This is a genomic window from Streptomyces sennicomposti, assembly GCF_019890635.1.
GTDB classification, from domain to species: Bacteria; Actinomycetota; Actinomycetes; order Streptomycetales; family Streptomycetaceae; genus Streptomyces; species Streptomyces sennicomposti.
Genome location: NZ_JAIOAB010000012.1, coordinates 59,249 through 81,610, shown reverse-complemented (window position 1 = coordinate 81,610; position 22,362 = coordinate 59,249). Strand labels below are relative to the sequence as shown.

Here is a 22,362-nt window from a genome sequence, read left to right as displayed (position 1 = left end):
CCGCTCCGGGCCGCTCAGCTGCCGCCGGTGTGGACCTGGAAGGCCGCCCGGCGCACGGCCTTGGCCAGGGCCGGGTCGGGGTGCGCGGCGGCGAGCGCGACCAGCACCTGCACGGTGCGCGGGTGCCCCACGGCCCGTACCTCGTCCAGCAGGGCGGGGACGGTGGGCTGCACCGCGGCCTCCAGGTGGCGTACCAGCATCGGGGCCTCGCCGTGGTCGGCGACGGCGGCCGCGGTGTCCACCCACAGCCAGGTCGCCTCCTCGCGGGTGAGGACCTCGTGCGCGTCCTCCGGGTCCACGCCGTCGTGCTCGGCCAGCCACAGCAGGGCGTACGGCCGCAGCGCCGGCTCGTCCAGCACGGCCCGTACGTCCGGCTCGGCGGGGGCGCCGACCACGCGCAGCGCCTCGAAGGCGAGGCCGCGCAGCAGGGCGTCCTCACCGCGGGCGGCGGCGAGGAGTTCGGTGACGGCGCTGCCGACGGGGCGGGCGGCGAGCCAGGCGCGGTACTCGGCGCGGGCCGCGTTGGGGCGCAGTTGCGCGCAGCCGCGCAGCATGTCCTCGGCGGCCTGCTCGATGTTCCCGGCCGGGCTCTGCGCGGCGACGCAGATCTGCTCCAGCTTCACCCAGACCGCCCAGCTGCCGAGCGGGGTGAGGGTGGCCTGGCCGTCGCCGTAGGTGAGCGCGCCGACGGAGGCGAGCGCGCCGAGGGCCCAGTCGAGCAGGGGCGCGAGCGGGGCGTCGTCGGTCTCGGCGGGCTCGGCGGCTCCCGGGGCGGGCGGAGCCGCCGGTTCGAGCTGCGGGTCGTAGGGGACCTCGCAGCGGGCGGTGCGCAGTTCGGTGACGCGCTGCTGGAGCAGGTCGAGGAGCTGTTCGACGGGGACGGGCCCGGCCGAGAGCTGGAGGAAGGAGAGGACCTGCGGCATGGCCGAGACGACCTCGGCGACGGCGGCGGCCTCGTGCTCCGCGGGCTCGGGGCAGGCCAGCGACCAGGCGTCGAACAGGGCGACCCAGCCGCGCAGCACCGCGCTGTCGTCGCGGTCCCAGGCGCGCAGTCGCCAGCCGGGGCGGGCGCTGTCGCCGTGCACCTCGATGAGGCCGGCCAGCCGGGCGGTGTCCCAGTCGGCGCGGACCTCGGCGACGGTGAGGCCCAGCTCGGCGGCGGCGCGTTCGGCGGTGCTCGTGGAGAGGGTGGCCTTGCCGTCGGCGGTGGCCCCGGTCCGGCCGGGGCCGAGGGCGGCGTCGGCCCAGCGGGCGACGCGGGCCGCGCCGGCCAGGCCGGAGCGCGCCATTCTGGCCAGCTCCGCGGGGGCCGGTGTGCCCTCCGGCGGGCGGGGCGCGGGGCGGCGCGAGTGCCGCTGGTTCACGGCTCGGGGGGCGGCGGCCAGGGGTCGTGGGCGGACGAGTCGAAGCCTGGAGTCGCGCGGGATACGGGACGTCACAGGTGCAGTCTTCCGGTTGACGGTCCGAAAACCCAAACGGAATGTCACGGCGGGCGACGGGGATGGCCAACGCAGGGGTCCGCGAGGCGTGCCGAACGGCGGGAATCGGCCAGCCCGGCAGGGGGGATCGGCGGGGCGCGGAACGGTCGGCGCGGGTGCGGCGGCCCCGCGCCGGGACCGGGAGCGGAATCGCCGGAGCGACCGGGGGCGGACCGCCGGGCATCGCTCGCCCCGGCGGTCACATCAGCGGGGTCAGGAAGCGGCGCAGCGCCTCCTCGTACCCCTCGGGGTCGGCGTTCCACATGGCGCCGTGGGGGGCGTCGGGGACCGTGTGCAGGGCGATGAGGTTGGGGCGCTGTTCGGCGAGGCGGCGGGAGAAGCGCCAGGGGGCGACCTCGTCGGCCGGGCCGTGGAAGATCAGGGTGGGCACCGTGAGCAGCGCGGCGTCGGCGGCCACGGTGACGCGGTCCGCGTGCAGTCCGGTGCGGCCCTGGGCGGCGCGCACCGCGAGCGGCAGCAGGGCGTTCGGGGTGTGCCGCGCCTTGGCCAGCGCGCGCAGAGTGGTCTCCCAGTCGAGGACCGGCGAGTCGAGGATCAGTCCGGAGACGCGGTCGCGCAGCTCCGAGTGGAGGGCGGCGCGCAGCGCCATGGTGGCGCCGGTGGACCAGCCGTGCAGGACGACCCGCTCGGCGCCGTGGCGCACGGCGTAGCGGATCGCCGCGTCCAGATCGCGCCACTCGGTCTGGCCGAGATGGCTCAGGCCGTCCGGGGAGCGGGGCGCGCCGAGGTCGCCGCGGTAGGCCGGGTCCAGCACCGGGAAGTGTCTGCGGTGCAGGAACTCCATGATGTTCAGGGGCAGTTCCCGGGTGGTGCCGAGCCCGTGCACGGTGATCACCCACGTCTCGCGGACGGCGGGCACGAACCAGGCCGGCAGGTCGCCGAGTTCGCCGGGGATCTCCACGTCCCGGTACCGCAGGCCGAGGGCGGTGTGCGGGTCGCCCACGTACAGGTTGGGGGTGAGCCAGACCTTGTCGCGGGGGCGCAGGTCGCCGTGGGTGACGCGGTCGAGGCGGCGTACGACGGTGTCCGGCAGGTGCGGGGCGCCGTCCAGGACGGGGCCGACGATCGCGTGGGAGCCGTTGCCGGCCAGGCCGTAGGCGCCGCGGCGCAGGGAGGCCAGGTCGCGGGTGAGGGTGATCTGGCCGTCGGCCGTGCCGTGCACGGTGAGGCGGTGATCGGTGGGCAGGGGGCGGCCCGGGGGCGCCTTGAGCGCGGCGTCGCTGGCCAGCCGGCCCGCGGCGACGCTCGCCGCGCCGGCCGCCAGGGCCGCGGTGACGGCCGCTGCCGTCGCTTTCACTGTGCGCACAGGACCAGTGTCACGGGGTACCGGCTCACCGGCCAGCGGAAGGAAGGGTCGGGGTGACATGCCCCTGCGGGTTCCAGGATGAGCGGGGTTCATCCCTGGGCGGGCGGACGAGGTTCGTTTTCCGGCCGGGGGCCCGGGGCGCGGCTCGCGGGCGGCTGGCCGTAGGCGCGCAGGCGGCGGGTGGCCTCTTCCAGTTGCTCGGGGGTGAGCAGGGAGGGGGTCAGGCCGGGGACGGCGGAGGCGGTCAGCCACAGGCGGCACATCCACTCCAGCTGGGCGGTGCGGTCGTACGCCTGGTCGAGGGTGGCGCCGTGGGTGAGGGTGCCGTGGTTCTGCAGGAGGCAGCCGGAGCGGCCGTCGAGGGCCCGGAGCATGTGCGCGGCCAGTTCCTCGGTGCCGTACGTCGCGTACGGGGCGACCCGCACCGGTCCGCCGAGGGCGCCGGCCATGTAGTGGACGAGCGGCAGCTCGGGGACGAGGGTGGAGACGGCCGTGGCGTGCACGGCGTGGGTGTGGACGACGGCGCCCGCGTCGGTGGCGCGGTAGACGGCAAGGTGCAGGGGCAGCTCGCTGGTCGGGACGAGCGAGCCGAGCACCTGGCGGCCGTCGAGGCCGACGCCGGTCACGTCGCCGGGGGTGAGCCGGTCGTAGGGCACGCCGGACGGGGTGACCAGCACGGTGTCCGCGACCCGGACCGACACGTTGCCGGAGGTGCCGACGACCAGTCCGTCGGCGACGGTACGGCGGGCCGTCGCCACCAGGTCCCGCCAGGCGCGGACCTCCTCGGGCCGGGGCACGCGGCGACCGCTCGGCTCCGGACGGTGACCGTCTCGTTCGTCCTGTTCTTCAGCCATGCGGTGATCCTGCCAGCGGTGTGAAGTGGGCAACAGAATCGGACACCGCCCATACCGGCTCAGTTCATCTTCCGTTCACCCTGGTTACCTACGTTCAACGAGCCAATGACGCTCGAACGATTGCCTGGGTAAATGGAAAGCTTCTCGCTGATCCTCGCGATCGTGGTGATAACCGCACTCGCGTTCGATTTCACGAACGGTTTCCACGACACCGCCAACGCGATGGCCACCACCATCTCCACCGGCGCGCTCAAGCCCAAGGTCGCGGTGGCCATGTCGGCCGCGCTGAACCTGGTGGGCGCCTTCCTCTCCGTAGAGGTCGCGAACACGATCTCCAAGGGCCTCGTCGACGAGGCCGGCATCCGTCCCGAGGTCATCTTCGCCGCCCTGGTCGGCGCGATCCTCTGGAATCTGCTGACCTGGCTGGTCGGGCTCCCGTCCAGTTCCTCGCACGCCCTCATGGGCGGCCTGATCGGCGCCACCGTCGCCTCCGCCGGCTTCGGCGCGGTGCACGGCGGGGTGCTGGTCACCAAGGTCATGATCCCGGCCGTCGCCGCCCCGGTCGTCGCGGGCGTCGCCGCGCTGGCCGCGACCCGGCTGTCGTACACGATCGGCGCGAAGTCCGACGGCAAGGCGGCCGAAAAGGGCCACCGGGCCGGGCAGATCGCCTCCGCGGGTCTGGTCTCGCTCGCCCACGGCACCAACGACGCGCAGAAGACGATGGGCATCATCACCCTCGCGCTGATCGCCGGCGGCGCCATCGCCCCCGGCTCCAACCCTCCCACCTGGGTGATCCTCTCCGCGGGCCTGGCCATCGCGCTCGGCACGTACATCGGCGGCTGGCGCATCATCCGCACCATGGGCACGGGTCTGACCGACCTCCAGCCGCAGCAGGGCTTCGCCGCGCAGACCAGCTCGGCGGCCGCGATCCTGGCCTCCTCCCACCTGGGCTTCTCGCTCTCCACCACGCACGTCGTCTCCGGTTCGGTGATGGGCGCCGGGCTCGGCCGCAAGGGCGGCGTGGTCCGCTGGTCCACCGCGGGCCGGATGGCCATCGCCTGGGTGCTGACGCTGCCCGCCGCGGCGCTGGTGGGCGCGGGCGCGGAGGCCGTGACGGGCCTCGGCGACTGGGGCACCGCGCTGGTCGCCGTGTTCCTCGTCGCCTCCTCCGCGGCGATCTGGAAGATCTCCCGCCGTCAGGTCGTCGACCACACCAACGTCACCGCGGCCCCCGCCGCTTCCGAGGAGCCGGCCGGCGTGGTGACCCAGGCGATCGCCGCCGTGGCCCCGCCGCCGTCGGCCCCGGCCCCGGTCCTGGAGTTCCCGGCGCAGGCCACCCAGCCCCCGGCGCACGCCCTGAACGTCCCGGCGCAGGCCGTCGGCTCCCCCGCCCCAGCGCTCGCCGCCCCGATCGGCGCGGCCCCGGCCGCCGCCCTGCTCGCCGAGGACCTCGCGGCGACCATCCCCGCCCCGGCGTCCGCGCCGCGCACCGACCCGGCGTCCTCGGCGACCCCCGCGAGCGCGGCGGTGCCGCCGTCCGCAGCCGTCTGAGCCCCGCACCCCGGCCTCCCAAGGAAGCATCACCATGAAGATCGACTGGGCAGCTCTCGGCTCCGTCTTCGGCGTCAGCCTCGTGGTCACCGTGGGCCTCGTGGCCCTGTTCACCCTCGGCATCGCCGGCCTCTCCCGCCGCGAGCGGGCCGTGGCCGCCGGCGACGGCGGCGGGGCGCTCGCCGTCACCGGCGCGTACGTCTGCTTCGCGGCGTGCGCCGCGGCGGTCGGCTACGGCATCTACCTGATCATGGGCAAGGGCTGAGCCCGGACTCCGGTCGAGGGCAGGGGCTGAGCCTCGGCCCTGGCCATGGGCAAGGACTGAGCCCGGACTCCGGTCGCGGGCAAGGTCCGGCTCCGAACCGGTCCCGGCCCGCGTCCTGACCGCCTTCCGTCCCCCTCCCCCGCCCCGCGCGAGGCCCGCCACCGAGCGGCCGGCGCGGGGCGGAGCCGTGTCCGGGGCGCGGCGCGGGGCGGGAGCCACGGCTGCGCGCCGGGGCGTAAGCGGGCGCGTGCGCGGCGTGGGGAGGAGCGCGGGGAGGGCGTGGGCCGCGCGCGCCGGCGCGGGGCCGGTGTGGGCCTCATCTCAGTCGTGCGATGCAGGTCAACGGCAAGTTGACGGGTGTTCGCGGGGCGTGGTGGACTGCCGGGGCCATGTACGGCGGCAGGAGAGGAAGCCCGGTGTGAATCCGGCGCGGTCCCGCCACTGTGACCGGGGGAAGAACCCCTGGGAGCCAGGAACTCTCACCGCCGGTCTCGTCGAACCAGGGCGTGGACACCCTGAGTGAGGACATATCGCCATGCGCGGCTGCCGACCGAGAGTCACCAGCGACGAACCCCTGACCGCCCCCGCGGCGGGCTGACCCGATGGGTGCCGATCGCGTCTTCGCGTACGGCGCCGCCGCCGGCCTCCTCGGCGACCTCCTCCTCGGCGATCCGCGCCGCGGGCACCCGGTCGCCGCGTTCGGCCGTGCCGCGGGCGCCGTGGAACGCGTGCTGTGGCGGGACCACCGCGGGTGGGGCGCCCTGCACACCGCCGTGTGCGCGGGCGGCGCCGCCGCGCTCGGCGTCGTCGCCGCCCGCGCCGTCCGCACCTCCCCCACCGCCTCCGCCGCGCTGACCGGCATCGCCACCTGGTCCGTCGTGGGCGGCACGTCGCTCGCCCGCGAGGCCCGCGCCATCGGGCGAGCCCTGGAGTCCGGCGACGTCGAGGCCGCCCGGGCCCGGCTGCCGCACCTGTGCGGGCGCGATCCGCAGGCGCTGGACGCCGACGGGATCGCCCGCGCCGTGGTCGAGTCGGTCGCCGAGAACACCTCCGACGCGGTGGTCGGCGCGCTCGTCTGGGGCGCCGTCGCGGGCGTGCCGGGGCTCCTCGGGTTCCGGGCGGTCAACACGCTCGACGCGATGGTCGGCCACAAGTCGCCCCGCCACCGCCGCTACGGCTGGGCCTCCGCCCGGCTGGACGACGTGGCCGGCTGGCCGGGCGCGCGGCTGACCGCCGTCCTGGCCACCGTGGCCGGCGGCGATCCGCGCGGCGCCCTGCGGGCCTGGCGCGAAGACGCCGACAGGCACCCGAGCCCCAACGCCGGTCCGGTCGAGGCCTCGTTCGCGGGCGCGCTCGGCGTGCGGCTGGGCGGCACCCTGTCGTACGGGGGGCGCGTGGAGCACCGCCCGGTGCTCAACGGCGACGGGCGCGCCGTCCAGGTGGGGGACATCGACCGGGCCGTACGCCTCTCCCGGCGCGTGAGCTGGCTCGCGCTCGGCGTCTGCGCCGGCGCACGCCTCCTGGGCGGCCGTCTCCTCACCTCGCTGAAGAACGGCCGCGGCCTCGCGACGCCGCCCGACAGCCCGCGCCCCGCGCGCACTCGGCGGAAGGACAGCCGCCTCCCGGCCGTCCCGTCGAACGGCAGCCCCCTCCCGGCCGCCGCGTCGAACGGCGGCCGTCTCCCGGCCGCCCCGCCGAACGGCAGCCGCCCCGCGGCCGCAGCGCCGAACGGCGGCCGTCTCCCCCGCACCCCCGCGACGAAGGGACGTACCTCATGAGCGGCGGTCTGCTCGTCGCCGGCACCACCTCCGACGCCGGGAAGAGCGTCGTCACCGCCGGGATCTGCCGGTGGCTGGTCCGCCAGGGCGTCAAGGTCGCGCCGTTCAAGGCGCAGAACATGTCCCTGAACTCCTTCGTCACCCGCGAGGGCGCCGAGATCGGCCGCGCGCAGGCCATGCAGGCGCAGGCGTGCCGGATCGAGCCGACCGCGCTGATGAACCCGGTGCTGCTCAAGCCGGGCGGCGAGCAGAGCAGCCAGGTGGTGCTGCTCGGCAAGCCGGTCGGCGAGCTGAGCGCCCGCGGCTACCACGGCGGGCGGCAGCAGAAGCTCCTGGGCACCGTGCTGGACTGCCTGGCCGAGCTGCGGGGCACGTATGACGCGGTGATCTGTGAGGGGGCGGGCAGCCCGGCGGAGATCAACCTGCGCCGGACCGACATCGTCAACATGGGCATCGCGCGCGGCGCGCGGCTGCCGGTGCTCGTCGTCGGCGACATCGACCGCGGCGGCGTCTTCGCCTCCTTCTTCGGCACCCTCGCCCTGCTGTCCCCCGAGGACCAGGAACTGGTCGCCGGGTTCCTCGTCAACAAGTTCCGCGGCGACGTCTCGCTGCTCGAACCCGGCCTCGACATGCTGCACGGGCTGACCGGCCGGCACACCTACGGCGTGCTGCCGTTCCGGCACGGGCTCGGCATCGACGAGGAGGACGGCCTCCGGGTCTCCCTGCGCGGCGCCGTGCGGGAGTCCGTCGTCGCGGCGCCGGTCGGCGAGGACGTGCTGCGCGTCGCGGTCTGCGCGATCCCGCTGATGTCCAACTTCACCGACGTGGACGCGCTGGCCGCCGAACCGGGCGTCGTGGTGCGGTTCGTGGACCGCCCGGAGGAACTGGCCGACGCGGACCTGGTCGTGGTCCCCGGCACCCGCGGCACGGTCCGCGCGCTGCGCTGGCTGCGCGAGCGGGGCCTCGCCGACGCCCTGGTCCGCCGGGCCGCCGAGGGGCGGCCGGTGCTCGGCGTCTGCGGCGGCTTCCAGATCCTCGGCGAGCGCATCGAGGACGACGTCGAGTCGCGCGCCGGCGCGGTCGCGGGCCTCGGACTGCTGCCCGTGCGGGTGCGGTTCGCCCGCGAGAAGACCCTCACCCGGCCGTCCGGGCACGCCCTCGGCGAGCCGGTCGAGGGGTACGAGATCCACCACGGGGTGGCCACCGTCGAAGGCGGCGAACCCTTCCTGGACGGCTGCCGGGTCGGCGCCGTGTGGGGCACCCACTGGCACGGCTCGCTGGAGTCGGACGGCTTCCGGCGCGCCTTCCTGCGCGAGGTGGCCGCCGCCGCGGGCCGCCGCTTCACCCCCGCGCCCGACACCTCGTTCGCCGCGCTGCGCGAGGAGCAGCTCGACCGGCTCGGCGACCTCATCGAACAGCACGCGGACACGGACGCGCTGTGGCGGCTCATCGAGTCCGGCGCGCCGCAAGGACTGCCCTTCATCCCACCGGGAGCGCCCGCATGAGCACAGTGTTGTTGTTGTCGACCGCCGACACCGATCTCCTGGCGGCCCGGGCCTCCGGCGCGGCCTACCGGATCGGCAACCCGACCCGCGTGGACGTGGCCGCCGAGCTGCCCGCGCTGCTGGACGGCGCGGACATCGCCGTCGTACGGCTGCTCGGCGGCAAGCGGGCCTGGGAGGACGGGCTGGCGGCCCTGAAGGCGTCCGGGGTGCCGACCGTGCTGCTGGGCGGCGAGACCGTGCCGGACGCGGAGCTGATGGCCGAGTCGTCCGTCCCGGCCGGTGTGGTGGCCGAGGCGCTGCGCTACCTCGTCGAGGGCGGCCCCGCCAACCTCACCGAGCTGGCCCGGTTCCTGTCCGACACGGTGCTGCTGACCGGCGAGGGCTTCGAGGAGCCCCGGAAGATGCCGGAGTTCGGCGTCCACGGCGACCGCGCCCTCACGCCGGGCCGGCCCACCGTCGGCGTGCTCTTCTACCGCGCCCACGAACTCAGCGGCAACACCGCCTTCGTGGACACCCTGTGCGAGGCGATCGAGACGCACGGCGCCAACGCCCTGCCGGTGTACTGCGGTTCGCTGCGCGGCGCCGACCCGGCCCTGTACGAGCTGCTGGCCGGGACGGACGCACTCGTCGCCACCGTGCTCGCGGCCGGCGGCACGCACGCCTCGCAGGCGTCGGCCGGCGGCGACGAGGAGGCCTGGGACATCGGCGCGCTCGCCGACCTGAACATCCCCGTTCTGCAAGGGCTTTGCCTCACGTCCTCGCGGGCCGCCTGGGACGGGTCGGACGCCGCCCTGTCGCCGATGGACGCGGCGATGCAGGTCGCGATCCCCGAGTTCGACGGGCGGCTGATCACCGTCCCGTTCTCCTTCAAGGAACAGGGCCCGGACGACGTGCCGGTGTACGTCGCCGACCCCGAGCGGGCCGCCCGCGTCGCCGGGATCGCCGTACGGCACGCCCGCCTCGGGCACAAGCCGAACGCCGAGAAGAAGGTCGCCCTCGTCTTCACCGCCTACCCGACCAAGCACTCCCGCGTCGGCAACGCGGTCGGCCTCGACACCCCCGCCTCCGCGGTACGCGTCCTGGACGCGTTGCGCGACGCCGGGTACGCGCTGACCGAATACCCGGACCACGGCGACGAGTTGATCCACCGGCTGATCGAGGCCGGCGGCCACGACGTGGAGTGGCTGACCGAGGAGCAGCTCGCCGCCGCGCCCGCGCGCGTGCCCCTCGCCGACTATCAGGCGTGGTTCGCGCGGCTCGACCCGGAGCTGCGCGAGGCGATGACCGAGGCGTGGGGCGAGCCGCCGGGCTCCCTGTACGTCGACGGCGAGGACATCGTGCTCGCCTCCCTGCGGTTCGGGAACGTCGTCGTGATGATCCAGCCGCCGCGCGGCTTCGGCGAGAACCCCATCGCGATCTACCACGACCCCGACATGCCGCCCTCCCACCACTACTTGGCGGCCTACCGCTGGCTGGACAACAGTTTCGGCGCGGACGCGATCGTGCACATGGGCAAGCACGGCACGATGGAGTGGCTGCCGGGCAAGGGCCTCGGTCTGAGCGCGGGGTGCGCCCCGGACGCGGTCCTCGGCGAACTCCCGCTGATCTACCCGTTCATCGTCAACGACCCGGGCGAGGGCACCCAGGCCAAGCGGCGCGGCCACGCCACCGTGGTCGACCACCTCGTCCCGCCGATGGCCCGCGCCGACACCTACGGCGACCTGGCCAAGCTGGAACAGCTCCTGGACGAGTACGCCCTCGTCTCCGACCTGGACCCGGCCAAGGCCCCGGCCGTCCGCGCCCAGATCTGGACGCTGGTCAAGGCCGCCGAGCTGCATCACGACCTGCACGTGAACGAGCAGCCGGACGACGAGGCGTTCGACGAGTTCGTCATGCACATCGACGGCTATCTGTGCGAGATCAAGGACGTGCAGATCCGCGACGGCCTGCACATCCTCGGCGGCGGGCCGGTCGGCGAGCCCCGGGTGAACCTGGTTCTCGCGGTGCTGCGCGCCTCCCAGGTGTGGGGCGGCCAGGCCAACGCGCTGCCCGGTCTGCGGGCCTCGCTCGCCGCCCATTTCGGGCTGGTGGAGAAGGAGTTGCTGGCCGAGCCGGGCGCCCCGGTGAAGGTCCCGGTGGAGCTGACGGACCTGGTGGAGGGGCCGGCGCGGTCGGCCGCCGACGCGATCGACCTGCTGGAGCAGCTGTGCCGGCGGATCGCGGAGGGCATGGAGGAGCGCGGCTGGGCGGCGGCCGACGGCGCCGCCCTGGTGCGGGAGGTGCTGGGCGCCGAACTGCCCGAGGCGGTCGCGGTGCTGGAGTTCGCCTGCACCGAGGTCGTACCGCGGCTCGCCCGCACCACGGACGAGATCGGGCACATCCTGCGGGCGCTGGACGGCGGTTACGTCCCGGCCGGTCCGTCCGGCTCGCCGACCCGCGGCCTGGTCAACGTCCTGCCGACCGGCCGCAACTTCTACTCCGTCGACCCCAAGGCGATTCCGTCCAGGCTGAGTTGGGAGGTCGGCCAGTCGCTGGCGGACTCGCTGGTGCAGCGGTACCTGACCGACACCGGCGCGTACCCGAAGTCCGTCGGCCTCACCGTGTGGGGCACCTCCGCGATGCGCACCCAGGGCGACGACATCGCCGAGATCCTCGCGCTGCTGGGGTGCCGCCCGGTGTGGGACGACGCCTCGCGCCGGGTGACCGGGTTCGAGGTGGTGCCGCTGGAGGAGCTGGGCCGGCCGCGCATCGACGTCACGGTCCGCATCTCCGGCTTCTTCCGGGACGCGTTCCCGCACGTCGTCGGGCTGATCGACGACGCGGTGCGGGCGGTGGCCGAGCTGGAGGAGCCCGCCGAGTCCAACTACGTACGCGCGCACGCCGACGAGGACACCGCCGAGCACGGCGACCGGCGGCGTGCCACGGCCCGGATCTTCGGCTCCAAGCCGGGCGCGTACGGCGCGGGCCTGCTGCCGCTGATCGACGCCCGCAACTGGCGCTCGGACGCGGACCTCGCCGAGGTGTACGCGGTGTGGGGCGGTTACGCCTACGGGCGCGGGCTCGACGGGCGGGCGGCGCGCGGCGACATGGAGACGGCGTTCCGGCGGATCGCGGTGGCGGCGAAGAACGTCGACACGAGAGAACATGACATCGCTGATGCCGACGACTACTTCCAGTACCACGGCGGCATGGTGGCGATGGTCCGACACCTCACCGGGGAGTCCCCGGAGGCGTACGTCGGCGACTCGGCGACACCCGACCAGGTCAAGACCCGCACGCTGGGCGAGGAGACGCACCGGGTGTTCCGCGCCCGCGTGGTCAACCCGCGCTGGATGGCGGCCATGCGCCGGCACGGCTACAAGGGCGCCTTCGAGATGGCGGCCACGGTCGACTACCTCTTCGGCTACGACGCCACGGCGGGCGTGGTGGACGACTGGATGTACGAGAAGCTCAGCGCCGAGTACGTCTTCGACGCGGAGAACCGGGACTTCATGAAGAAGTCCAACCCGTGGGCGCTGCGCGGCATCACGGAACGGCTCCTGGAGGCGGCGGACCGGGGGCTGTGGGCGGAGCCGGACGCGGACACGCTGGAGCGGCTGCGCGCCACCTATCTGGAGCTCGAGGGCGACTTGGAGGACGACCAGAAGTGAGTACCCCGTTTCCGTTCACGGCCGTCGTCGGTCAGGACGATCTGCGGCTGGCGCTGCTGCTGAACGCCGTCTCCCCGGCGGTCGGCGGTGTGCTGGTGCGCGGCGAGAAGGGCACCGCGAAGTCCACGGCCGTGCGGGCGCTCTCGGCGCTGCTGCCGGCGGTGGACGTCGTCTCCGGGTGCCGTTTCTCCTGCGACCCGGACGCGCCCGACCCCGCGTGCCCGGACGGGCCGCACGAGCCGGGGGCGTTCGAGTCGCGGCCGGCGCGGATGGTCGAGCTGCCGGTCGGCGCCTCCGAGGACCGGCTGGTCGGCGCGCTCGACATCGAGCGGGCGCTCGCCGAGGGCGTCAAGGCGTTCGAGCCCGGCCTGCTCGCCGACGCCCACCGGGGCATCCTCTACGTCGACGAAGTCAACCTCCTGCACGACCACTTGGTCGACCTGCTGCTCGACGCGGCGGCCATGGGCGCCTCGTACGTCGAGCGCGAGGGCGTGTCCGTGCGGCATGCCGCGCGGTTCCTGCTCGTCGGGACCATGAACCCCGAAGAGGGCGAGCTGCGGCCGCAGTTGCTGGACCGCTTCGGGCTGACCGTCGAGGTCGCCGCCTCGCGCGAGCCCGACCAGCGGGTGGAGGTCGTGCGCCGGCGGCTCGCCTACGACGACGATCCGGCCGGGTTCGCCGCGCGCTGGGCCGACGAGGAGGCCGCGGTGCGGCAACGCATCGTCGCCGCACGGGAGTTGCTGCCGCAGGTGCGGCTCGGTGACGGGGCGCTGCGGCAGATCGCGGCGACGTGCGCGGCCTTCGAGGTGGACGGCATGCGCGCCGACATCGTGATGGCGCGTACGGCGACGGCGCTGGCCGCGTGGGCCGGGCGGACCGACGTGCTCGCCGAGGACGTGCGGCAGGCCGCGCTGCTGGCGCTCCCGCACCGGCGGCGGCGCAACCCCTTCGACGCGCCCGGTCTGGACGAGGACAAGCTCGACGAGACGCTGGAGCAGTTCGCCGGGGACGACGGGGACGGCGGGGACGGGGACGACGAGCCCGACCCCGGTCCGGACGGGCCCGGCGGTGGCGGCGGGCGGCCCGAGCCGGACGACGGCGGTCCGCGGGGCGATGACGCCGCGGCGCGGCCGGAGGCCGGTGAGGACGGGGAGCAGCGGCCGTCCGGGGCGGGCGGCGGCGAGCAGGCGCCGGCGCGGGCGGCGGAGCCGTTCCGCACCAAGGTGCTCAGCGTTCCGGGCATCGGCGAAGGGGCCGCCGGGCGGCGTTCGCGGGCGCGGACCGAGCACGGCCGGACGACCGGCGCGCGGCGTCCGCGCGGCGCGCTGACCAAGCTGCACCTGGCGGCGACCGTGCAGGCCGCCGCCCCGCACCAGCGGGCGCGGGGGCGCAGCGGTCCGGGGCTGGTCGTGCGCCGGGACGATCTGCGGCAGGCGACGCGGGAGGGGCGCGAGGGCAACCTCGTGCTGTTCGTGGTGGACGCCTCCGGTTCGATGGCGGCGCGGCAGCGGATGAGCGCCGTGAAGGGCGCCGTGCTGTCGCTGCTGCTGGACGCCTACCAGCGGCGGGACAAGGTGGGGCTGGTGACGTTCCGCGGCCGGGACGCGCAGGTCGCGCTGCCGCCGACCTCGTCCGTGGACGCGGCGGCGGTCCGCCTTGAGTCGCTGCCGACGGGCGGCCGTACGCCGCTGGCGGCCGGGCTGCTGCGGGCGCACGAGGTGCTGCGGGTGGAGCGGCTGCGGGACCCCGCGCGGCGGGCGCTGGTGGTCGTGGTGACCGACGGGCGGGCGACAGGCGGCCCCGAGCCGGTGGCGCTCGCGGGGCGGGCGGCGCGGCTGTTCGCGGCCGAGGGGGTCGCGTCGGTGGTCGTGGACTGCGAGTCGGGGCCGGTGCGGCTCGGGCTCGCCGGGCAGCTCGCCGGTGAACTGGGCGGTACGGCGGTGACGTTGGACGAGCTGCGGGCCGACTCGATCGCCGGTCTGGTCAGGGATGTGCAGGGGACTTCGAGGAGGGCCGCGTAATGCCGCAGGGGCAGCCGAGCGTCGTACCGGAGGACGGGCTGACGACGCGTCAGCGGCGCAACCGGCCGCTCGTGGTCGTGCACACCGGGATCGGCAAGGGCAAGTCCACCGCCGCCTTCGGGCTGGCGCTGCGCGCCTGGAACCAGGGCTGGCCGATCGGGGTGTTCCAGTTCGTCAAGTCGGCGAAGTGGAAGGTCGGCGAGGAGAACGCGCTCAGGGTGCTGGGGGCGTCCGGGCAGGGCGGCTTGGTGGACTGGCACAAGATGGGCGAGGGCTGGTCGTGGGTGCAGCGGGACGCCCAGATGGACAACGAGGCCAAGGCCCGCGAGGGCTGGGAGCAGGTCAAGCGGGATCTGGCCGCCGAGACGTACCGGCTGTACGTGCTGGACGAGTTCGCGTACCCGATGCACTGGGGGTGGGTGGACACCGACGAGGTGGTCGAGGTGCTGCGGGCGCGGCCCGGGACCCAGCACGTCGTCATCACCGGGCGCAACGCGCCGGAACAGCTGGTGGAGTTCGCCGATCTCGTCACCGACATGTCCAAGGTGAAGCACCCCATGGACGTGGGGCAGAAGGGCCAGCGGGGCATCGAGTGGTGACGTCGTGCTGAACTCTCCCGCTGCCGCCGGTTCCTCGGCCGCCGTCGCGTCGTCCGGTTCGGCCTCCGCTGTGCCGTCCGGTTCGACCGCTGCCGTGCCGTCCGGTTCGGCCTCCGTCGCGTCGTCCGGTTCGGCCGCCGTGCCGTCCGGGGCCGGCGTCGCGTCCGTGCCGCGGCTGGTGATCGCCGCGCCGTCCTCCGGCAGCGGCAAGACCACCGTCGCGACGGGGCTGATGGCCGCGCTCGCCGGGCGCGGGTTCGCCGTGTCCCCGCACAAGGTGGGGCCGGACTACATCGACCCCGGCTACCACGCGCTCGCCACCGGGCGGGTGGGGCGCAACCTGGACGCGTACCTGTGCGGACCCGAGCTGATCGGGCCGCTGTTCCTGCACGGGGCGCGCGGGTGCGACATCGCGGTGGTCGAGGGTGTGATGGGGCTGTACGACGGGGCCGCCGGGCAGGGGGAGCTGGCGTCCACGGCGCAGGTGGCGAAGCTGCTGCGGGCGCCGGTGGTGCTGGTGGTGGACGCCTCTTCGCAGTCGCGGTCGGTGGCGGCGTTGGTGCACGGGTTCGTGACGTGGGACCCGGAGGTGCGGGTCGGGGGCGTGATCCTCAACAAGGTCGCCTCGGACCGGCACGAGGCGTTGTTGCGGGAGGCGCTGGAGGCCGTGGGGGTGCCGGTGCTGGGGGTGTTGCGGCGGGCGCCGCAGGTGGACACTCCGGCTCGGCATCTGGGGCTGGTGCCGGTCGCCGAGCGTCGGTCGGCCGCGGTGGAGGCGGTGGCGGCGATGGGGGCGCAGGTGGCCGCGGGGTGCGATCTGGAGGCGTTGGTCGCGCTGGCGCGGGGTGCGGGGGTGTTGTCGTGTGCGGCTTGGGAGGCCGTTGCGGCGGTTACGGCTGGGGAGGCCGGTGAAGGTGCGGCTCGGGACGCCGGAGGGTTCTCGCCCCCGCCGCCCCTTCCCGTTCCCAACCCCGGGGGCTCCGCCCCCGGACCCCCGAATCGGCCTGAACGGCCTCGTCCTCAAACGCCGGACGGGCTGGAGGAAACCGGCCGGAGTTCCAAAGTCACCGTTGCCGTTGCCGGTGGCGCCGCCTTCACCTTTTCCTATGCCGAGCACGCCGAGTTGCTCACCGCGGCCGGGGCCGAGGTCGTGGTGTTCGATCCGTTGCGGGACGAGGCACTGCCCGAGGGGACGCGGGGGCTGGTCGTCGGGGGCGGGTTCCCGGAGGTGTACGCCGCCGAGCTGTCCGCCAACGAGGCGCTGCGCGAGGCCGTCGCCGGGCTCGCCCTGAGCGGGGCGCCCGTCGCGGCCGAGTGCGCGGGGCTGCTGTACCTGTGCCGGGAGCTGGACGGTCGGCCGATGTGCGGGGTGCTGGACGCCTCCGCGCGGATGACCGGGCGGCTCACCCTCGGGTACCGGGAGGCCGTGGCCGTCGGCGACAGCGTGCTCGCCGCGGCCGGCCGGCGGATGCGCGGCCACGAGTTCCACCGGACCGTCGTCGAGCCCGGCGCGGGGTCGGGGGCCGCGGCGCCCGCCTGGGGGCTGCACGCGCCCGAGCGGCGGGTCGAAGGCTTCGTGCAGCGCAATGTGCACGCCAGTTATCTCCACACGCACTGGGCCGGCGCGCCCGGTGTCGCCCGTCGGTTCGTCGAGAGGTGCCGGACGTCATGAGCAGCAGGCTGGTCGGAGTAGGGGTCGGTCCCGGCGATCCGGAGCTGGTGACCGTGAAGGGCGTGAACGCGCTGCGCGCGGCCGAGGTCGTGGTGGTGCCCGTGATGGACACCGGGGAGCGCGGGCGCGCGGAGGCGACCGTGCTGCACTACGTGGCCGCGGAGAAGGTCGTCCGGGTGGTGTTCGCGCTGAACGAGCGCAGTGACCGGGCGCGTCGCGAGGCGGCCTGGGACGCGGCCGGGGAACGGGTCGCCGCGCTGCTGCGGGCGCACGGGTCGGTGGCGTTCGCCACCATCGGTGACCCGAACGTGTATTCGACGTTCACGTATCTCGCGCAGACCGTCGCCGAGCTGGTGCCCGGGGTCGCGGTGGAGACCGTGCCCGGCATCACCGCCATGCAGGATCTGGCGGCGCGCTCGGGAGCGGTGCTCACCGAGGGGACCGAGCCGCTGACGCTGGTGCCGGTGACGGCGGGCGCCGCCGTGCTCAAGGACGCGCTGAACGGGCCGGGCACGGTCGTCGCGTACAAGTTCGGGCGGCAGGCGCGGGAGGTCGCCGAGGCCCTGCGGGATAGCGGGCGGATCGAGGACGCGGTGTGGGGTTCGGCCCTCGGGCTGCCGGAGGAGTCAATCCGGCCGGCCGGCGAGCTGGACGGCGCTCCCCTGCCGTACCTCTCCACGCTCATCGCGCCGGCCCGGCGCACCGGCGGACGGGGCGGCAAGCTGTGAGCGGTGCCCGCCCTCGGCCGGGCCACGCGCCCGACCGCCGCCGGAACGCGTCGGGCGGCCGGGCCGGTCGCCATCCGAACGCGTCGGGCGACCAGGCAGGTCGCCATCCGAACGCGTCGGGCAGCCAGGACGGCCGCCACCGGCATGCCCCGGACCACCCGGCCGGTGGCCGCCGGTCCGTGCCAGACGGCCGGGGTGGCCGCCGGTCCGTGCCAGACGGCGCGACCGACCACCACCACCGCCCCACGTCACCCGGCCGCACCGACCACCACCGCCCCGCCTCACGCCGCCAGGCCCACCACCAGCCATATGAACGCCACCCCGGCGACCGTGCACAGCAGGGTGGAGCGGGCCGGGTGTTCGTGGTGGGCCTCGGGGAGGATCTCGGCGGCGGCGAGGTAGAGCAGTACGCCGCCGAAGAGGCCGAGATAGCCGCCGAGGAACCACTCCGGGATGCTGATGAAGGCGGTCGAGGCCGCGCCCACGAGCGGGGCCAGGGCGTCGGCGACGAGCATCGCGACGGCCTTGCGGCGCGCGTTGCCGTACAGGCGGGTGAGGGTGAAGGTGTTGAAGCCGTCGGCGAAGTCGTGGGCGATCACGGCGAGCGCGACCGCCGCGCCCATGCCGCCGCCCACCTGGAAGGCCGCGCCGATCGCCACGCCGTCCATGGCGCTGTGACCGACCATGGCCGCCGCCGCGGTGAGGCCCACCTCGGGCGCGCGGTGGTTGTGGTTCTCGGCGCCGCCGTGCGCGGCCTGGCGGGCGGCGAGCAGCCGTTCCACCAGGTGGGCCAGGAGGAAACCGGCCACGAACAGCAGCAGGGCGGCCGGTACGCCGAACACCTCGCGGCCCGCGGCGTGCAGCGCCTCGGGCAGCAGGTCCAGGCCGACCACGCCCAGCATCAGGCCGCCGGCCAGTCCGAGGACCAGGTGGCGACGATCGGTCACCCGCTGTGCCGTCCAGCCGCCGGCCAGCGTCATCAGGAACGCGCCGAGCGCGACGAAGACCGCCATGTGCCCTTGCTATCCGATCAACCCCCGTTCGCGCACATCCGGCCATTCGCCGACCCCCGCACACCATGACATTCCGTACGGAAGGACCTGACCCCATGGCCGCTGCCACCCCCGGCAAGGTGACCTTCGTCGGCGCCGGTCCCGGCGCCGCCGACCTGCTGACGTTCCGCGCCGCCCGCGCGATCGCCGAGGCCGACGTCGTGATCTGGGCGGCCAGCCTGGTCCAGGCCGAGGTCCTCGAACACGCGCGCGAGGACGCGGAGATCCTGGACTCGGCGACCATGTCCCTGGAGGACGTCGTCGCCGTGTACGAGCGGGCCCGCGCCGAAGGCCTGAAGGTGGCCCGGATCCACTCCGGCGACCCGGCGCTGTGGGGCGGTACGCAGGAGCAGCTGGACCGGTGCGACGCGCTCGGCATCGAGACGGAGGTCGTCCCCGGCGTCTCGTCGTTCTCCGCGGTCGCCGCGCTCGCCCGGCGCGAGCTGACCATTCCCGAGGTGGCGCAGTCGGTGGTGCTGACCCGGCTGGGCGGCGGCAAGACGCCGATGCCGCCCGGCGAGGAGGTCCGCGAGTTCGCCCGGCACGGCACCACCATGGCGGTGTTCCTGTCGGCGGCCCGCAGCGGGCAGCTGGTGCGGGAGCTGCTGGAGGGCGGCTATCCGACGTCCACGCCGGTCGTCGTGGCGTACCAGGCGACCTGGCCGGAGGAGCTGGTCGTGCGGTGCACGATCGGGACGCTGGAGGAGACGGTCAAGGAGCACAAGCTCTGGAAGCACACGCTCTTCCTGGTCGGCCCGGCGCTCGGCGCGCACGGCACCCGTTCGCACCTGTACCACCCGGGTCACTTCCACGGGTACCGCAAGGCCGACCCGGAGGCCCGCAAGGCGCTGCGCGCGCGGGGTGCGAGCACATGATCACGGTCGTCGGCACGGGCACGGGCGCGCCGCCGGACGAGAGCCTGCTCGCCGGGGCGGAGCTGGTGGTGGGCGGGCGGCGGCATCTGGACGCCGTACGGCTGCCCGGCACCGCCGAACGGGTGGTGCTGGGGCCGCTGGCGCCCGCCCTGGACGTCATCGCCGCGTACGTCGGCGAGGAGCGGCGGGTGGTGGTGCTGGCCTCCGGCGATCCCGGGTTCTTCGGGATCGTGCGGGCGCTGGCCGAGCGGTTCGGGCCGGACCTGCTGGACGTGCGGCCGGGCGTCTCCTCGGTGGCGGCGGCCTTCGCGCGGATCGGGCTGCCCTGGGACGACGCGGTGGTGGTGAGCGCGCACGGCCGGGATCTGCGCACCGCCGTCAACGTGTGCCGGGCCCGGCCCAAGACCGCCGTGCTGACCGGGCCGGGCGCGGGCCCCGCCGAGCTGGGGGCCGCGCTCGCCCGCACGTCGGGCGACCGGGTCCTGGTCGTGGCGTCCGCGCTCGGCGAGCCCGGCCGCGAGCGCGTGGAGACGGTCACGCCCGTCGAGGCCGCCGCCCGCGACTGGGGCCCGGCGGTGAGCGTGGTGCTGTGTCTGGACCGGGCGCGGGCGCTGGGCGTGGTGCGCACGGTGGCCGGCGCGGCAGACGCCCCCGCGGGCTGGGCACCGGCCGAGGACGCGTTCGCGCACCGCGACTCGATGATCACCAAGTTCGAGGTGCGGGCGCTGGCCCTGGCCCGGCTCGGGCCGCGCCTGGGCGACCTGGTGTGGGACGTGGGCGCGGGCTCCGGGTCGGTGGCCGTGGAGTGCGCGCGGCTCGGCGCGGCCGTGGTCGCGGTCGAGAAGACGGCCGACGGGGCCGGGCGGGTCCGCGCCAACGCCGTCGCGCACGGCGTGGACGTGACCGTGGTGCACGGCGCGGCGCCCGGGGCGCTGGCGGGGCTGGCCGACGATCCGGACGCGGTGTTCGTGGGCGGCGGCGGGCGCGAGCTGCCCGCGATCGTCAAGGCGTGCGCGCGGCGGGCCCGGCGGACCGTCGTCGTCGCGCTGGCCGCCCTGGACCGGGTGCCGGACGCGCGCCGGGCGCTGACCGCCGCCGGGCTGGACTGCGACGGGGTGCTGCTGCAGTCCTCCCGGCTCGCGCCGCTGCCGGGGGACGTGACCCGGCTGGCGGCGACCAATCCCGTTTTCCTGCTGTGGGGGACGCGGCCCGAGGGGGCCGCGCCTGCCACGGCGTGCACAGAAGGAGTTGCTCAGTGACCGGCCGCACAGAAGGAGTTGCTCAGTGATCGGCCTCATCTCCGCCACCGCGGCGGGCGCGGCTGCGCGGGACCGGCTGGCGGCCGCGTGGCCGGACCGTACGCGGGTGTACGACGGGCCCGTCGGCGACGCCGTACGGGCCGCGTTCGCCGAGTGCGGGCAGTTGGTGTGTTTCCTCGCGACGGGTGCGGTGGTGCGGCTGATCGCGCCGCTGCTGGGCGGCAAGAGCGCCGACCCGGGCGTGGTGTGCGTGGACGAGGGCGGCCGGTTCGCGGTGTCGCTGGTCGGCGGGCACGGCGGCGGCGCCAACGAACTGGCCGTCGAGGTCGGCGGGTTGCTGGGCGCCGAGCCGGTGGTGACGACGGCGACGGACTCCGTGGGCGTGGCCGGTCTCGACACGCTCGGCCTGCCCGTGGAGGGCGATGTGGCCGCGGTGTCGCGGGCGTTGCTGGACGGCGAGCCGGTACGCCTGGACGCCGAGGTGTCGTGGCCGCTGCCCGCGCTGCCGGTCGCCGACCGGGGGGCGTACGTCGTCCGGGTCACCGACCGCGCCGCACAACCGGCCGACGGTGAGGTGCTGTTGCGTCCGCCGTCCCTCGTCGTCGGCGTGGGCGCCTCCCGGGGCGCGCCGGTGGACGAGGTGCTGGAGCTGGTCGAGGGGGCGCTGCGCGAGGCCGGGCTGTCGGCGCGCTCGGTCGCCGAACTGGCCACCGTGGCCGCCAAGTCCGAAGAGCCGGGCATCGTCGGGGCGGCCGGGCGGCTGGGCGTGCCCCTGGTGACGTACTCCGCCGAGGAGCTGGCGGCGGTGGCGGTGCCCAACCCGTCCGGCGCGCCGCTCGCCGCCGTCGGCACGCCGTCCGTCGCGGAGGCCGCCGCGCTCGCCTGCGGCGGTGAACTCCTCGTGCCCAAGCGGAAGTCGCGGCGGGCGGACGGGCGGCCCGCGATGGCCACCTGCGCGGTCGTACGGCGGCCCGTACGCGGCCGGCTCGCCGTGGTCGGGCTCGGACCCGGCGCGCGCGACCTGCTGACCCCGCGCGCGACGGCCGAACTGCGGCGCGCCGCCGTCCTGGTGGGCCTCGACCAGTACGTCGACCAGATCCGCGACCTGCTGCGGCCGGGCACCCGGGTGCTGGAGTCCGGGCTCGGCGCCGAGGAGGAGCGGGCCCGCACGGCGGTGGCCGAGGCGCGCAAGGGCCACGCGGTGGCGCTGATCGGCAGCGGCGACGCCGGGGTGTACGCCATGGCCTCCCCCGCGCTCGCCGAGGCGTCCGACGACATCGACGTGGTCGGCGTGCCGGGGGTGACGGCGGCCCTCGCGGCCGGGGCGGTCCTCGGCGCGCCGCTCGGCCACGACCATGTGTCGATCAGCCTGTCCGACCTGCACACGCCGTGGGAGGTCATCGAGCGGCGGGTGCGGGCGGCGGCCGAGTCAGATCTCGTCGTCACCTTCTACAACCCGCGCTCGCGCGGCCGCCACTGGCAGCTGCCCAAGGCGCTGGAGATCCTCGCCGGGCACCGGAAGCCGACGACGCCGGTCGGCGTCGTGCGCAACGCCTCACGGCCCGACGAGTCCGCCCGGCTGACCACGCTGGCGAAGCTGGACCCGGCGACGGTCGACATGATGACCGTCGTCACGGTCGGCAACACCGCCACCCGCGAGATCGCGGGCCGCATGGTCACCCCGCGCGGCTACCGCTGGCAGGACGGCGGCGCACGCCAGGACGCCCGGTGACCGCCCCCGACTCCCC

15 protein-coding genes, 1 pseudogene and 1 riboswitch are annotated in these 22,362 nt (G+C 75.4%); of the genes and pseudogenes, 12 read left to right on the top strand and 4 right to left on the bottom strand.

Annotation, left to right across the window (positions count from 1 at the left end; translation table 11 throughout):
• Positions 1–14: 14 nt before the first annotated feature.
• The 3 genes from K7787_RS10025 to K7787_RS10015 all read right to left on the bottom strand — a co-directional run bounded on the left by K7787_RS10025 (position 15) and on the right by K7787_RS10015 (position 3,659).
• Positions 15–1,289: a hypothetical protein gene (locus tag K7787_RS10025; protein WP_019982904.1), complete on the bottom strand. Its 1,275-nt coding sequence runs from the start codon at positions 1,287–1,289 to the stop codon at positions 15–17.
• Between the two features lie 388 nt (positions 1,290–1,677).
• Entirely contained in the window at positions 1,678–2,805 is a 1,128-nt protein-coding gene (locus tag K7787_RS10020; RefSeq protein WP_164392201.1) for an alpha/beta hydrolase, read from the bottom strand.
• A gap of 89 nt (positions 2,806–2,894) precedes the next feature.
• Positions 2,895–3,659 carry a class II aldolase/adducin family protein gene (locus tag K7787_RS10015; RefSeq protein ID WP_223001168.1) on the bottom strand — a complete coding sequence of 255 codons (765 nt, stop codon included), beginning with the start codon at positions 3,657–3,659 and terminating at the stop codon, positions 2,895–2,897.
• A gap of 132 nt (positions 3,660–3,791) precedes the next feature.
• Between K7787_RS10015 and K7787_RS10010 the strand changes: the two genes are divergently transcribed.
• The 9 genes and pseudogenes from K7787_RS10010 to cobI all read left to right on the top strand — a co-directional run bounded on the left by K7787_RS10010 (position 3,792) and on the right by cobI (position 17,428).
• Positions 3,792–5,210 carry an inorganic phosphate transporter gene (locus K7787_RS10010; protein ID WP_223001167.1) on the top strand — a complete coding sequence of 473 codons (1,419 nt, stop codon included), beginning with the start codon at positions 3,792–3,794 and terminating at the stop codon, positions 5,208–5,210.
• A gap of 34 nt (positions 5,211–5,244) precedes the next feature.
• The gene (locus K7787_RS10005) at positions 5,245–5,475 is read left to right on the top strand and encodes a hypothetical protein (RefSeq protein ID WP_009187929.1); all 231 of its coding nucleotides are present in this window, start codon (positions 5,245–5,247) and stop codon (positions 5,473–5,475) included.
• A 357-nt stretch (positions 5,476–5,832) separates the two neighbouring features.
• A riboswitch (cobalamin riboswitch) is annotated at positions 5,833–5,973 on the top strand.
• Positions 5,974–6,077: 104 nt separating this feature from the next.
• Positions 6,078–7,007: pseudogene (locus K7787_RS10000) on the top strand (cobalamin biosynthesis protein); the annotation flags it as partial.
• A 242-nt stretch (positions 7,008–7,249) separates the two neighbouring features.
• Positions 7,250–8,758, top strand: coding sequence for a cobyric acid synthase (locus tag K7787_RS09995; RefSeq protein ID WP_009187931.1), 1,509 nt, complete (start codon positions 7,250–7,252; stop codon positions 8,756–8,758).
• Positions 8,755–12,408, top strand: a complete 3,654-nt coding sequence (cobN, locus tag K7787_RS09990; RefSeq protein WP_223001165.1) for a cobaltochelatase subunit CobN — start codon at positions 8,755–8,757, stop codon at positions 12,406–12,408. The genes K7787_RS09995 and cobN overlap by 4 nt, the downstream gene beginning before the upstream one ends.
• Positions 12,405–14,429: a putative cobaltochelatase gene (locus tag K7787_RS09985; protein ID WP_223001164.1), complete on the top strand. Its 2,025-nt coding sequence runs from the start codon at positions 12,405–12,407 to the stop codon at positions 14,427–14,429. The genes cobN and K7787_RS09985 overlap by 4 nt, the downstream gene beginning before the upstream one ends.
• Positions 14,429–15,028: a cob(I)yrinic acid a,c-diamide adenosyltransferase gene (gene cobO, locus K7787_RS09980; RefSeq protein WP_223001163.1), complete on the top strand. Its 600-nt coding sequence runs from the start codon at positions 14,429–14,431 to the stop codon at positions 15,026–15,028. Before K7787_RS09985 ends, cobO begins: the two co-directional genes overlap by 1 nt.
• Before the next feature lie 139 nt (positions 15,029–15,167).
• Entirely contained in the window at positions 15,168–16,700 is a 1,533-nt protein-coding gene (locus tag K7787_RS09975; protein ID WP_223001188.1) for a cobyrinic acid a,c-diamide synthase CobB, read from the top strand.
• Positions 16,697–17,428, top strand: coding sequence for a precorrin-2 C(20)-methyltransferase (gene cobI, locus K7787_RS09970; protein WP_019982894.1), 732 nt, complete (start codon positions 16,697–16,699; stop codon positions 17,426–17,428). Before K7787_RS09975 ends, cobI begins: the two co-directional genes overlap by 4 nt.
• 281 nt (positions 17,429–17,709) lie before the next feature.
• Here the strand turns inward: cobI and K7787_RS09965 are convergent, their stop codons facing one another.
• Entirely contained in the window at positions 17,710–18,441 is a 732-nt protein-coding gene (locus tag K7787_RS09965) for a ZIP family metal transporter (RefSeq protein WP_164393027.1), read from the bottom strand.
• A 95-nt stretch (positions 18,442–18,536) separates the two neighbouring features.
• Between K7787_RS09965 and cobM the strand changes: the two genes are divergently transcribed.
• The 3 genes from cobM to cobJ are packed head-to-tail and all read left to right on the top strand — an operon-like array spanning position 18,537 to position 22,346.
• Positions 18,537–19,355 carry a precorrin-4 C(11)-methyltransferase gene (cobM, locus tag K7787_RS09960; RefSeq protein WP_164393025.1) on the top strand — a complete coding sequence of 273 codons (819 nt, stop codon included), beginning with the start codon at positions 18,537–18,539 and terminating at the stop codon, positions 19,353–19,355.
• A complete protein-coding gene (gene cbiE / locus K7787_RS09955) occupies positions 19,352–20,614 on the top strand; it encodes a precorrin-6y C5,15-methyltransferase (decarboxylating) subunit CbiE (RefSeq protein WP_223001162.1) in 1,263 nt (420 codons plus the stop codon). The genes cobM and cbiE overlap by 4 nt, the downstream gene beginning before the upstream one ends.
• A 25-nt stretch (positions 20,615–20,639) precedes the next feature.
• A complete protein-coding gene (gene cobJ, locus K7787_RS09950; RefSeq protein WP_223001161.1) occupies positions 20,640–22,346 on the top strand; it encodes a precorrin-3B C(17)-methyltransferase in 1,707 nt (568 codons plus the stop codon).
• Positions 22,347–22,362 lie beyond the last annotated feature (16 nt).

What these genes read in the sequence shown, in the direction of transcription:
- K7787_RS10025 (WP_019982904.1), bottom strand. Translation starts at nt 1,289, where the DNA reads ATGGCGCGCTCCGGCCTGGCCGGCGCGGCCCGCGTCGCCCGCTGGGCC.
- K7787_RS10015 (WP_223001168.1), bottom strand. Translation starts at nt 3,659, where the DNA reads ATGGCTGAAGAACAGGACGAACGAGACGGTCACCGTCCGGAGCCGAGC.
- K7787_RS10010 (WP_223001167.1), top strand. Translation starts at nt 3,792, where the DNA reads ATGGAAAGCTTCTCGCTGATCCTCGCGATCGTGGTGATAACCGCACTC.
- K7787_RS10005 (WP_009187929.1), top strand. Translation starts at nt 5,245, where the DNA reads ATGAAGATCGACTGGGCAGCTCTCGGCTCCGTCTTCGGCGTCAGCCTC.
- K7787_RS09995 (WP_009187931.1), top strand. Translation starts at nt 7,250, where the DNA reads ATGAGCGGCGGTCTGCTCGTCGCCGGCACCACCTCCGACGCCGGGAAG.
- cobN (WP_223001165.1), top strand. Translation starts at nt 8,755, where the DNA reads ATGAGCACAGTGTTGTTGTTGTCGACCGCCGACACCGATCTCCTGGCG.
- cobO (WP_223001163.1), top strand. Translation starts at nt 14,429, where the DNA reads ATGCCGCAGGGGCAGCCGAGCGTCGTACCGGAGGACGGGCTGACGACG.
- cobI (WP_019982894.1), top strand. Translation starts at nt 16,697, where the DNA reads ATGAGCAGCAGGCTGGTCGGAGTAGGGGTCGGTCCCGGCGATCCGGAG.
- K7787_RS09965 (WP_164393027.1), bottom strand. Translation starts at nt 18,441, where the DNA reads ATGGCGGTCTTCGTCGCGCTCGGCGCGTTCCTGATGACGCTGGCCGGC.
- cobM (WP_164393025.1), top strand. Translation starts at nt 18,537, where the DNA reads ATGGCCGCTGCCACCCCCGGCAAGGTGACCTTCGTCGGCGCCGGTCCC.
- cbiE (WP_223001162.1), top strand. Translation starts at nt 19,352, where the DNA reads ATGATCACGGTCGTCGGCACGGGCACGGGCGCGCCGCCGGACGAGAGC.